8 protein-coding genes are annotated in these 14,063 nt (G+C 40.4%); 1 reads left to right on the forward strand and 7 read right to left on the reverse strand.

Annotated elements, in window-relative coordinates; genetic code table 11:
• Positions 1–2: 2 nt before the first annotated feature.
• Positions 3–1,154, forward strand: a complete 1,152-nt coding sequence (locus tag KO525_RS13290) for a putative glycoside hydrolase (protein ID WP_215964312.1) — start codon at positions 3–5, stop codon at positions 1,152–1,154.
• A 148-nt stretch (positions 1,155–1,302) separates the two neighbouring features.
• On the opposite strand, the gene KO525_RS13295 is transcribed toward KO525_RS13290, so the two are convergent.
• The 7 genes from KO525_RS13295 to KO525_RS13325 form a co-directional block, all read right to left on the reverse strand.
• Entirely contained in the window at positions 1,303–3,579 is a 2,277-nt protein-coding gene (locus KO525_RS13295; protein ID WP_215964313.1) for a BspA family leucine-rich repeat surface protein, read from the reverse strand.
• A 277-nt stretch (positions 3,580–3,856) separates the two neighbouring features.
• Entirely contained in the window at positions 3,857–5,353 is a 1,497-nt protein-coding gene (locus KO525_RS13300; protein ID WP_215964383.1) for a tryptophan halogenase family protein, read from the reverse strand.
• A 90-nt stretch (positions 5,354–5,443) separates the two neighbouring features.
• A complete protein-coding gene (locus tag KO525_RS13305) occupies positions 5,444–6,478 on the reverse strand; it encodes a cupin-like domain-containing protein (RefSeq protein WP_215964314.1) in 1,035 nt (344 codons plus the stop codon).
• Between the two features lie 57 nt (positions 6,479–6,535).
• The gene (locus KO525_RS13310; protein ID WP_215964315.1) at positions 6,536–7,270 is read right to left on the reverse strand and encodes a SapC family protein; all 735 of its coding nucleotides are present in this window, start codon (positions 7,268–7,270) and stop codon (positions 6,536–6,538) included.
• Between the two features lie 137 nt (positions 7,271–7,407).
• Entirely contained in the window at positions 7,408–10,470 is a 3,063-nt protein-coding gene (locus KO525_RS13315; protein ID WP_215964316.1) for a TonB-dependent receptor, read from the reverse strand.
• Positions 10,471–11,215: 745 nt separating this feature from the next.
• Positions 11,216–12,244, reverse strand: coding sequence for a glycoside hydrolase family 43 protein (locus tag KO525_RS13320; RefSeq protein ID WP_215964317.1), 1,029 nt, complete (start codon positions 12,242–12,244; stop codon positions 11,216–11,218).
• Between the two features lie 27 nt (positions 12,245–12,271).
• On the reverse strand, positions 12,272–13,771 hold the full coding sequence (locus tag KO525_RS13325) for an MFS transporter (protein WP_252736896.1): 1,500 nt from the start codon (positions 13,769–13,771) through the stop codon (positions 12,272–12,274).
• Positions 13,772–14,063 lie beyond the last annotated feature (292 nt).

The following is a 14,063-nucleotide window of genomic DNA, read 5'->3' on the forward strand; positions in this document are numbered from 1 at the left end:
TTATGAATCAATACAAACAAAAGTTAAAGCGCGCAGCTCAAAATATTTCATTGGCTATAATGTTTGGCATTTCTTGCTTAATAACTGCGCACGCCGCTGATTTCTCAATTACGGTAAAAACCAAGACAATAAATGGCGACCAGTACAACAACGTTGCCACAAAAAGTATTACGGGAGACCACTGGGAGCTAATTTCAGGGCACTATAAACATAGTAACGACAAAGACCTTGCCAGTCCGTATCTGTATATCGAAGGGCCCAACAAAGGCATCAATTATTATATCGACAGCCTCGTAGTGGTAGATTTAAATTCAGAGCTATCTGGCTCGGCAGAGAATCTAACCGATAATTCAGGTTTGGAAACCGGATCTGTGTCACCTTGGTTTAAAAATGGTGATATAAAATTAGCCCTTGAAAATGCAATTGTTAACGATGGTAAGTACAGTTTAAAGGTCAGTCAACGAACCGATAATTGGAATGGGGCCGCAATCGCGTTTAATAGAGCTCTAATCAGCGGTCATACTTATAAAATATCAGCTTGGGTTAAATTAGCTAAATCTGAGGCCACAGTAAAAACCGTGCAAAAAAGCAATCCTTCCTCAGTAAACAGTAATTATGTTTATTTTACCGACGGTAAACCAACAGGCGAATGGGGAATAGTGCTCGGCGATAGCAGTGACTGGACAAAAGGCATCAAAAATAACACCGGGTCATCAGCCGATAAGCAACTAGCGGTAAAACCTGCAACGTATAAAGTGGCTAATGATGCGATAAATATCAAGTGGGCTCGTAAAAAAGGCAAGGGGCAGTTTGCGATTTACGGTGCAAACATTGATCTATCTTCGTTGCAAGATTCAGTGGCTTTAACGATGGAAGTTAAAGTCATCAGAAAACCTAAAAAGAGCGTCCAGTTTGGTCTAGACTGCGGATATCCATGCCGTGGTGAAATGAACATTCAAAAAATGTTTAGAGGTCTACCAAAAGGTGAATGGGTGACGTTTCCTATTCCACTCAACTGTTTTGTCGCCCAGGGGCTTGATGCCAGTAGAATAAATGGCCCATTATTGATCGCGTCCGACGGTTCATTTGAAATTGAAATCGCGGATGTACGCATGGAGCAATTACCTGAGGGCGCACCAACCTGCGCAAACTAGATAGCTTTTAATTAGATTCGCTGAGTATTGACGTTATGTTCAATACTCAGCATCAGAGGTTTAATAAACCAACCAACATCAACTCACTTATTAACATCAAAGCGTTTGACGGTAGATGTTAGGCGTTCAATAAACATCAAACTTAACGTTAATTAAAGGGGTTGAACTCAGGCGGTAGCGTGCCGCAACTAAGGGTAAACATAGCACCTTCTTCATAGGGTTCGCCGAGTACGGTTTTCTTAACTTGGGATACTACCCAACCACTGATATCTTGCTTAAAGCTAGAGTTACAGAACATTTTATTCATAGACCAGACACTAGACACATCCCACGAACCAATATTTTGGTTGAATTTAGATTCGGCAAACATGCTATACGCTCGATTCAGATTAGAGACATCCCAAGAACTAATATCTTGATTGAAAACAGAACGTTGAAACATACTTTCCATATATTTTACATTAGAGACATCCCATAAGCTGATGTCTAGGTTAAAAACTGACCCTAAAAACATTGAACTCATATCAGTTACAATAGAAACGTCCCAAGAGCTTATGTCTTTATTAAAAACAGAATCTTGGAACATACCGTCCATATATTTCACATTAGAGACATCCCAATTTCCAATGTCCTGATTGAATACTGAGCTTTCGAACATTCTAGCCATACTTTTTACATTAGAAACATCCCAATTTCCAATGTCCTGATTGAATGCAGAGCTTCTGAACATTCCAGCCATAAGCTCTACATTAGAGACATCCCAATTTCCAATGTCCTGATTGAATGCAGAGCTTCTGAACATTCCACCCATATATTTCACATTAGAGATATCCCAAGAGCTGATGTCTTGATTAAAAGGGGTAGCTGAAAACATTCCACCCATATTTTCTACATTAGAGATATCCCAAGAGCTGATGTCTTGATTAAAAGGGGTAGCTGAAAACATTCCACCCATATTAGTTACATTAACGACATCCCAATTGCTAATGTCTTGATTAAAAAGGGTAGCTGAAAACATTGCACTCATATCAGTTACATTAGCGACATCCCAAGAGCTGATGTCTTGATTAAAAGGGGTAGCTGAAAACATTGCACTCATATCAGTTACATTAGCGACATCCCAAGAGCCGATGTCTTGATCAAAAGGGCTAGCTGAAAACATTTCACTCATATCAGTCACGTTAAAGACAACCCAAGGACGAATGTTTTGATTGAATTCTGAGTCTTTGAACATTTCACTCATATCAGTCACATTAAATACATCCCACGAACCTATGTTTTGATTGAACTTTGATCCTTTGAACATTTCACTCATATCAGTCACATTAGATACATCCCACGAACCTATGTGCTGATTGAACTTTGATTCTTTGAACATTTCACTCATATTAGTCACATTAGCGACATCCCAAGAGTCGATATCTTGATTAAATTCTGAGTTTTTGAACATTTCACCCATATTAGTCACATTAGAGACATCCCACGAGCCTATGTCCTGATTAAATTCTGAGTTTTTGAACATTTCACTCATATTCGCCACATTAGAGACATCCCACGACCCAATGTCCTGGTTGAACTTAGAATCTTTGAACATTTCACTCATATCAGTCACATTAGAGACATCCCAAGCGCCAATATCTTGATCGAAACTTGACTCGTTGAACATTAATTTCATGCTAGTCATACTAGAGACATCCCAAGAATTAATGTTTTGATTAAACAGTGAAGAAGTAAACATCCTGCTAGCACTTTTCAAATTAGAGACATCCCATGAATTAATGTCTCGATTGAATGCTGAGTAGGCAAACATTTCGTTCATATTCACCACATTTGAAACGTTCCAATCACCAATATCTTGTTTGAATTGACTATTATAAAACATACGCTCCATATTAGTCACATTAGAAACATCCCAAGAGCCGATATCTTGGTTAAATCTTTCATTGGAAAACATTTCACTCATATCAGTCACTTTAGAAACATCCCAAGCGCTAATATCTTGATTAAAATCTGCTGAATTGAACATTCCCGACATGTTTGTTACATTTGATACGTCCCAGGATGTAATATCAGGAACGTATTGTGCATTTATAAACATCCATTTCAAGTTAGTGACTTTGGTCGTTATAACGGTATGTAAATCGGCTTTATCATAGTCTCGAATGGTTTTGTCATCTACTATGGTGTATTCGACCCCATTGATTAATTGAGTTTTCCCCACACTTGCTTCATCAACTGCAACAATGGTTATGCCATTCTCTGCGAGGTAGGCATAGGCAGATAGTTCAGGGTTATGTGGGAAGGGATCCAAACTGTCGATAACGCCATCGTTGTCAGAATCGATATCAGTTTCTTGGTCCGGCTTACTGTCAGAGGAGCAGCCAAAAAGGAACAGGGGAATTGCAATTAACCATAGTATTTTCAAAGTCATAATCCTTTATTATTATCATTAAAAATTATACTAGGCAGTGTGTAGAAGTTAGTCAATAGTACACGCGGTGCATTAGTTTCGGTTGTTAGTTGTTAGTTGTTAGTTGTTTGTTTTTTGTCAATATTACTTTACGTCGTAAAGACGGCATCTTTTCGATGGTTATATTAAATAACTGTGGCTCATAATTGCCTTACTTAACCAAGTAACGGGGGCATGTCTATTTAGACTAATCCTGTTGCAATATTGTGACTGCATTTAGGATTGGCATAAGTTAGTTTTTAATTTCTGGTGCTTGGCAATAATGTTTAACAAACTCCTGATGAGTGGGCAGTTGGTCTACTGCCGATGTAATTGAATGCTTCAACCCTGTCAGGAACTTTTCTAGCTCTTGGTCACTCATCGTTTTAACCATGTGGTGGTACTGTTTAGGGGCTATGCCTTGCCCCAACATCACTTGAACCCAAGAGTCGACTCTGAATAACTCACCGTCTGACTGAAACGCACGACCACCGTCTTTAAATAAATTAATCCTGTGTGACAAGGTCTTAGGTACTTCCATATCTTTGCAATAACGCCAAAACGGGCTGTCGTCACGTTGCGTTACGTGATAATGCAAAATGATAAAGTCGCGTATTTTTTCAAGCTCCACTGCAGCTTGTTGGTTGTATTCATCAATAACTTCATCTGTGATGCCACCAAAGGGAAATAGCTTCATTAAGCGAATGGTTGCCATCATAAAAAGATGGATACTGGTTGATTCCAAAGGCTCAACAAACCCACTGGAAAGTCCCATTGCAATACAGTTTTTATTCCAATTTTTCCGTCGTCGACCGGTTCGGTATTTGATCACTTTGGGTTTGGTAATTGGCGGTCCATCAATGTTATCTAAAAGTTGTTTTATGGCTTCTTCATCCGACATATATTGACTGCAAAACACTAATCCATTACCTACTCTATGTTGTAATGGAATTTGCCACTGCCAGCCCGCGCTGTGGGCAATAGACCGCGTATACGGAACTGCAGGACCTGTCGACGCGGTTTGCACAGCGACAGCACTATCACATGGCAACCAATGTGACCAATCTTCGTACCCTGTGTGCAGCGCTTTTTCGATGAGTAAACCTCGAAAACCTGTACAGTCAATAAATAGGTCACCTTCGATGGCTTGACCGGAGCCCAATGTAATAGCGCTTATGCCGCCAGTTGTTTGGTCTTTCAGTACATCTACAATTTTACCTTCGATGCGAGTAATACCTCTATCTTCACTGAATTTTCGTAAAAATCGACCGTATAAAGTTGCATCCATATGATAGGCATAGTTTATTTTTGACTTAGCCGAGGTGGCAAATTTGCCTGCTTTGGCTGCTTGTAATTCATAACAATAGTCACCAAATGGCGCATCGATGCCTTTTTCTAACCCATGTAGCCAAAAGTCATGGAATTCACCCAAGTAAAAGTCTTTACCTGTGATCCCAAATGAATGTATGTATTTATCACCAATTTGGCCCCAATTTTCAAATGAAATACCTAACTTGAAGGTGGCTTGCGTGGCTCGCATCACTTCCTGTTCGTCGATACCTAAAAACTTATGGAAGGTCCTCATGGGCGGTATGGTCGCTTCACCTACGCCTATCGTGCCGATGTCATCCGATTCGACTAGGACAATGTCGAGTACTTTTCCAAGTTGTTTAGTTAAGGCTGCTGCGGCTATCCATCCGGAGGTTCCGCCACCTGCGATGACGACTTTTTTAATTGGTTTTGTTGCCATGTTTTTATTATACGAAGTCAAAATGAGTTCCAACGTTTAAAGTGAGCTTTAACTTAACCTATGTTAGCAAAGTTAGGAAATTCGCTCGGGTTATCGATTAAGCTTATTTAACAATTGCGCTCTGAGTTTTCTTGCCTGTAATTCGTCTATTTTTCCCAACGAACCTCTTGCCTGCTCTGGCAGGTGTTCACCCGCGTGAGTTGACTCGGAAAAAATATAATAATCAAAGACTTGCTGCCACGCCTTTTTCTCTGTTAATGGTCGATCTTTAATGCTGAGTAGGGCATGTTGTAATACGTTCATTGCTTCACCAAAGTAGTTAGGTACGTTGTTCCACCAGTAGTTAATAAGTACGTTAAACTTACTTAAGCCTTCAACTTGATGCCACCACATACGGGGCAAATACAAGGCATCCCCGGGGGTCAATTCAGCAATTTGTCCCGCTGCAATGGCGTCTTTAAAACGTGGGTATTTGTCAACGTCGGGCTCGTTAAAATCAACCATACTGATAGCAGGACCACCTGGGTTTAACTCAAGTGGGCCTGGGTAAAGGTTATGTATTTGTTCAGGAGGGAATAATGTGAATCGACGATTACCCACAACACAACACGCAATATTGTCTGACGTATCATAATGGCAAGCGGCGAGGGTGGCATTGCCGAGCCAAATTTTCATCTCGGGTTTTGACATCAAACCGCTGTTGATGTGTTTTGAAATATCGAGATCGTTATTTTCCCTGAGCGAAGGTAAGTGTTTATCAACAAAGCTTGAGGCAATATAATACGACGGAGTTTGAGGGGCATTCAGAGTTGCCATTATCAAGTCTAAAACCTCGCTAATTGGCATTTTTTGAGATTGATAATCGAGCTTACTAATGTCGTTATTATAAAAAAAACGACCTTGGATTTCGGGTCTACCAATACATGCAATGGCGGGTTTGCCATTGTCGGCAGATTTTAAATAATCTATTGCTTGGCTATTTGAAGCTTGGCCCGCCTTATATAATTCCCAGTTATTAACCAATCCTCTTAAAATAACAGGCTCGGAGGAATTCAGTATATGCTCAGGGATTTGACCTGAAGTACCGACATCAATGCTGTTTGTTTTGTTTGTTATATTTTGCATACCCTAACTTGCCACAAGTCTTGTTCTATTACATCGAAATTAATAGATGCTGCCGAATTATTCTATTAATTGGTTTTTCAAATTGATTAATTTTTGAATGTTAGAAATTGAGGCAATGATTAAAAAGGCACTTTGTAAAAAGCCTGACCGATTTAGCTTTTCAAGACTTGCGCCATCGAGGTTTTGGAGTTTCTCTTCACTAATTGTGTAGTTGCCATTGAGTTGGTATTTTTCACCGTTATCTAACGTAAATTCAATTGTAATGGGTTCTATTAAACTGAGCTCTTCAAATGCCGCAAACATGACATTGGTCAATTTCGCGCCCTCGGTAATTCGCTTTAATGAACTTGCGCTGTTTTCCAAGTACTGACTGTTACCGCCATGCTCTAAAAATAAGGCTGTTCCGTCAGAAATATTTATTCGTGTGCTGTCCATATCAATATGGATCACTGGTGCTTTTTCGTCACCACCATCGGCTGATTGGTCTTGATAACCAATTAAAAAGGGTTCACGGGCGATAATAGCCGGGACATATTCTGCATTCCATCCAGTGGCTGTTGTAGTGTCTAAAAACAGGTTTTCGTTTTTTTCGAAGCCTAATATAACGGTAGATAGGAACTTGTTAGTTTCAGGGTCTTTGCGAAATAAAATAGGGTACTCTTTTTGAATGTCTTCAATCTCATTAGGGAAGATAATTGTACTCGCAATGTTATTGCCGTGAGCAGCGCTATAGCGAGGATCAATTTTTAAATCTTTGTGGGTTACGTTGTTTAGCAATACATGGTTGGCCATTGTTATTATTATTCCTGTATTTATAGGGCAAATCGGTTTGATTCCGCGTGCATTAATCTCGTTGTTGGGAAAAGAAAGCCGCTAAATTTAGCGGCCTTCTATACGTTCAAACTGTTTCTAAGTAATTAGATTACGTATTAGAAAGAGTAACGTGCGCCCACTTGATAACGTGCCCCTAACTCTGTTAAGTACCAAAGTTGGGTTTTGTTACGTGCATGCGAACGGCTGTTTTCTTCAGTAAGGTTAATCCCTTCGAAGAATACGGTTAAGTCGTCGTTCACTTCATAACTTACGTTAAGGTCAATTTGAGAGTAAGCTTCAACGTAACGCGGGTTATTTGAACTACCTTTGTTAACTTCCGCTAAGTACTCGTCACGCCAGTTGTAGGCAATACGTGCTTGCCAACCATCTTTCTCGTACATCGCGACAACGTTAGCTGTATCGCTCAAACCAATTAACGCAAACTGAGATACATCTGGATCCGCTTCGTTATCAAACTTAATATCGCCACGAACTAACGTATAGTTAGCTTGTACACCAAAGCCAGTATCACCAAAGAAGTGTTGGACCGCAAATTCAGCACCATAAATCTTAGCTTCTTTGTTATTGTCAGGTGTATTGGTGCGGAAAATCATTTCAGGGTCGCCAGCAACTGCTGTTAGATCCCATCCCGGAGTTTCTGCAAGTTGTGCTGCTTGAGCATCAGAACCATCATAATCCGCTGCGCCGTTCGGGAATACTTCTGGGTGCTCTAACAATACCATCATGTTATATAACGAACTGTCGTCTAGCGCCCAACCACCGTCTATTACAGCTTGTGCTGCTGCTTTTGCGCGTGCTCCGCCTGTAACGTCTAAGATACCAAAGTGACCGCTGTCAACTTGCTTGCTACCAATAAATTTAGCCACGTTCTTTTGGAAGAAACCAGTAGAAATGTAACTTGCTTCGTCAAAGTACCATTCTAAAGACAAATCAACGTTAGAAGATTCTAAAGGCAATAAGCCTGGGTTAGATGCGCTAGCTGTTGGTTTTGCGCCAAGTAGTGTTGAACCACCGCCGCCGCCAAAGTTACTAGCAGAAACCCCTAAGCTTCCTAATCCAGCGCGAGCGATTGTTTTACTGAATGAGAAACGACCTTTTAAATCATCTGTGATATCAATATCGAAATCAAATGTTGGTAAAAGGTTGTCATAGCTGTTTGTTGCCGAAAATGGCGCAGCAGGAATGTTACTGTCTACATAAGGTACTACGTCATCGTTATCTTCCCAGCTGAAAAATATTGTGCCTACCAAAGAACTCGATTCAACTTCAGTCTTTTCAAAACGTAGACCAGTCAATACGTGGAAAGGCATGCCATTTAGTTCACCGCCAACTGCAATTTGCATATAAGCAGCCGTTGTTGATTCAATAACACGGTTACTTGCAGACAAAGATGCTTCAGATTCAGTCGGGATACCTGGATACAGATTAAGTGCTGCATCATATATTGCAGAAGGGCTACCAATAAAACCATAACCTGGGGTAGATGACGTTGGGTAATCGTTAAATTCGCCCGCTAAGTCAAATGGTTGAAGTATATCGCCAAACTCACCTGGGTTTGCAACACCCCAGTTACCAAGCGCAATATTGTTACCAGCCGTTTGCATAGAAAGTGAATCCATTTCACTGACTTCCACACCAAAGTCAAAGCGACCGTCGTCAAATTCATACGTACCATCAAACTTAACTTGAGATATGTCTGTTTCTTGTGATGCATTTCTAATACGAGCGATAGACGAACCAACATCGCCTGCGTCTACCATGCCGTTATTATTTGCGCCACGGATACTGTCATCGTAAACGTTGCTAAACGTTGGCAAGTCAGCGCCCCAGAACCATTCTGTTTGTGTTTTAATTGGAGCACCTAGACCAACAGCAAGTTCACCACTGTTACGAGGGCCAACACCACGACTGTGCATATTTGACTGATGGGCATCAAGTCGTAAAATCAAGCTGTCATTAACTTCGAATTCAAAGTTAACACCTAGTGAGGTGAGGGTATTTAAGTTTTCACGTAATTGTTGCTCGTAGCCTTCATCCGAACCGCCAGAATAGGCTTCTTTAGCATAAATTGGTGTTGCTACCGCAGAGTCGTCAAAAATGACTTGTTGTACGTTGTCACCATTCTGCATCCAGTTGGTGATTTCACCACGGTGCTCAGTAAGTTGGTTTTCAGCGAATGTATAATCAAGTGTACCGGTAATTCTATCGGTAGGTCTAAATTGTAATGTTAATTGGGCGTTATCTCGAACACGTTGGGTGTTTGAAAATGCATAACGGATGTCATTTGGACGAGCGTATAATTGACCATCTTCAGGTTCATTTTGATAAATGTCTCCGGTATTATTATACAAACCGCCTGGGTTATTTAGGTCATTCCAGTATCCGATGTTCCAGTTGTTTACGGTCGCTCCAGTGTAACCAGAATCACGCTCTTGGTGACTGACTGATAAGCTAACACCATAAATTGAATCGTCATCGCTATAGCTGATCAAGCCTGAAAGTTCAGGTGTAATGTCGCTGCCAGTTCTGTTTGTTGTATCTGCTACAGCTTTAACGCCTACATTGGCTTTAAACCCGACGGTATCGAGTGGTCTTGCTGTATTAATATTGATTGTTGCGCCAATACCGCCAGTGGCAATATTTGCTTTACCTGTTTTATAAACTTCAACAGACTTTACGCTTTCTGATGCAAGGTTGGCAAAATCAAATGCTCGCGTACCACCGCCTCGAGTCGTTCCATCAGCACCTGAACCGGCACCATAAGTTGTTGCCGCAGGCATCATTCGACCGTTTAAAGTCACCATGTTGTTATCACCCGCAAAACCACGGACAGTAACTTCCGACCCTTCGCCGTTTACACGACTGATAGAAACACCAGTAATACGTTGTAGTGATTCAGCTAAGTTAGTATCTGGGAATTTACCCATATCCTCTGATGAAATTGCGTCTACAACGCCCTCTGCATCTCGTTTTAAACGCGTTGACTCTTGAATACTTGAACGCATACCAGTAACAGAAATGACTTCAATTGAGGCCTCTGCTGCTGCGTTATCGTCGGCTGCAATTGCGACACCCGCATAGAAGCTTGATGCAATGCTAGCGGCTAGTAGTGATTTTGCAAAAGTTTGATTCTTACGCTGTGATTGTAAATGTTTCATTTTAATTCCCACTTTGTATTGTTGTGATTTTTTTAAGTGTTCGTCCATTTATATTCATGACTGAATAACAAAAGATACATTTTTAATCCCTCAATCCTTGAGCGAGTTGTTTCCCGGACAACTTTCCCTCAAAAAATGCATCATTCGCACAAATACAACCCAATTTGTAAGCGGTTACATATGGACATTTAGTAATCTATTACAAATCGCTTTTTAACGATAATACTAAATTAAACATTCCATTTATGTTAATCCGCAAATTAGATTTTGGTTTTTCGTAATGTTGTTTTTTGTTTTTATATTTCAATGGTTTACTTTCATTGTTGAAATTTGGTTTGTTTCTGGAAATTAGTTTGGCTTGTCGTTTTAAACTCATGTGTCCAGACGAAACTGCACCCGTTTTAGGTGTTTTTTGAGTCGTCACAAAATAGAAAGAATACATGATGGTTAAAAGCGTTTTTGGATTGCTATATTGGATATGAATAATGTCAAAATAGTCATTCCTCACTCTCAAAAAAAACAGGTGTTTGGTCTATGACTTTTTAGTCAAATAACCTGATATGAATGTAAATTGTTCACGACTTTACTGCCGTTACGTTGGTGTTTACTCAGGTTCGTCTCAACATGTGTTTGTAAAGCGTGGTTAGTTGAAATTTCGAACCAGGTATCTACAAGTAAGTCATTTTTTAAATAGAAAATAAGTGATTGGCTCACTTATTTTCTATTAGCCACAATGGGTTACAGGTTATTTGTTGTAAGGCGCAATCGGAATTATGGTGCCATCATCATTGTAATTAATTTCTGCCATTTTGATTGACCGTAAATGTGTTACGCCTTTTGAAAGCACACAGTCATGGTAAAACAAATACGATTTATCATCGATTTCACAAATGGAGTGATGCGTTGTCCAGCCCTCTACAGGGGTTAGGATGTGCCCTTGATAGGTGAATGGTCCGTATGGATTGTCACCGATGGCATAACAAATCAAATGGCTATTGCCTGTTGAATAAGAGAAGTAGTACTTGCCATTATGTTTGTGCATCCAAGACGCTTCAAAAAATCGACGTTGGTGATCACCGGCTAATAATACATCGCCATTTTCATCTAATATTTTTAGCTCTTTAGGTGTTTCATCACATTCCAGCATATCGTCAGTTAAGCGCGCTACAATAGGCCCTAACTGCGGTTCATCGTCCGCAGGTTCACCTTTGGATGCATCATAGACATTGTTTCGATAGTTTTGTAACTGGCCGCCCCAGATACCGCCCCAGTACATGTAATGACGGCCATCATCATCTTCAAAAACAGCAGGGTCGATTGAATAACTTTCTTTAATCGGGTTTGGTTGGGCGATAAATGGCCCTGTAGGTGAGTCACTTACCGCTACGCCGATTTGAAAAATACCATCGGCTTTTTTCGCCGGAAAATATAAGTAATATTTGCCGTCTTTGCAGGCTGCGTCTGGTGCCCACATTTGACGTTCGGCCCAGTCTACATCGTCAACGTGCAGCGCCACACCGTGATCTACAGCTTCACTATTAACATCGTCCATGGAGATTACATGGTAATCTTCCATCGCGAAGTGATCACCGTTATCGTTAAACTCGATGCCAGCTTCAATATCATGTGAAGGGTAGATATAAATTTTACCGTTAAAAACATGGGCCGAAGGGTCAGCGGTATAAATATGTTTAACGAGAGGTTGAGAAATCGCTTTCTTCTCAAGTTGTTCATAATCTACTTGTTCAATAGTTACATTTTCTGTATCAGACATTTTTAAACTCTTATTTAGTAAATTGGATTAATTTCTAGATTTTCTTAAATCCGCTTCGATTTGCAGTTCCATTTTTTTGTTTATCTCATAAAAGAATAAACTTGCGCAGCCAATCAAAAATGGCACAGCGGCGTAGATGCTAACGGCAAACTTAATGCCCTCGATTGTCTCTGCTGTTTGGGTCACCAGCTCGGCGTTATAATGGTAACTTGCTAAAATACCGGCGACTAAAGACCCGCCAATTGCGAGGCCAGACTTGAGTCCAAATAACATTGCGGAAAAGACAATGGCTGTAGCTCGGCGACTGTTTTTCCATTCAGAGTAATCTGCGACGTCGGCAATCATTGCCCAAAGGATAGGGGTTGTGATCCCGTAGAAGAAACCGTGGAATATTTGCGTGCCAAACATTAAGGCAACGGATTCAGGCTCATAGAAATAGAACATCATGACAAAAAGAGTCGATATAAATAATGCGCCGGCAAATACGTCTCGTTTACCAAATTTGTCTGCCAGTGGTTTGGAGAAGCCGATACCAATAATCATAAAGATAATGCCACAGGCATTAAATATACTGTTGCCTGATATCGCGACATCTTTAGGCCATAAGAACTCAACAAATCCCATGCTAGTGAGCATGCTATTTAGGCCACTAATAAAGCTGTTGAAACCGATGTCTTGTTGGAATTGAGCAAGGTGACTTTCGCTGACATAATTTTGGAAGTAGTAAATGTACATTCCGCCTTTAAGCGCGAGCGTGACAAACACCAAAATAGTAAGCGTTAACATAACCACCCAAGGTTTGTTTTTCACTAAATCAATGAGGTCTTGCTTAATTGTAGACTTCTGCTCAGCTTTGGTTATCACGCGTTCTTTTGTCGTGAAGAAGGTAATAAGAAAGAAAACAATGCCCACGAGTGCAAACATGGTCATGGTATTTTCAAATCCAACGGCTTTATCGCCGTCACCCATAATTAGAACAAGAGGCAATAACATTACTTGGATGAGAAATTGAGCGACCATAACAGCGACAAATCGATAAGAAGACATGCTGTTTCTTTCAGACATGTTGCCTGTAATAACACCGCTTAAGGCGGCATAAGGCAGATTATTTGCAGAATAGATGATAACTAGCCCGACATAGGTCACTAAGGCGTATATCATTTTACCTTGAGGGCCAATGTCTGGTGTACTAAAGGCTAAAATAGCCATTAAACCAAAAGGTAAAGATGTCCATAATATCCAGGGTCTATAACGTCCCCAGCGTGTACTGGTTCGATCGGCAATTACGCCCATGATTGGGCTAAAGAAAGCACCAACCATACCGCCCACAAAAATTATGAAGGTCGCGGTTTCTGCTGGTATTTTATATACATCAGTATAGAAAAACGCTATAAAAGTGACAAATGTCTGGAATATCAAGTTGGCAGCAAGATCGCCCAAGCTGTATCCAACTTTTTCTGTGACGGATAGCTTTTCCATCGCCAAGTCTGGTTGATTCAAATTTGCAGTATCGAGTTCTGTTGTCATAGTCTTATAATTCTTCTTATTTTTTTGTCATTCTAATGCTTTCAAGGCGTTTGAGTATTGTGAATTTAAATTTTGTTATTATCATTTGTTACGATTAACGCAAAAAAACAATAACGTATTATGCTTTTTCTGAATCCACAAACACTAATGCTTGCGGGCGTTTAGTGGGTTTGTTCAGCCATCGGTGGTTTTGAGTTTACTTAAGTAAATCGTGTGCAACCCCTTTTGTTGCCAGGGAGACTCACATCATAACTTTCTCAAAACGCACTAATTTATAACATGTTCCACGGTT

Source organism: Psychrosphaera sp. B3R10, from assembly GCF_018861025.1.
Taxonomy (GTDB): Bacteria; Pseudomonadota; Gammaproteobacteria; order Enterobacterales; family Alteromonadaceae; genus Psychrosphaera; species Psychrosphaera algicola.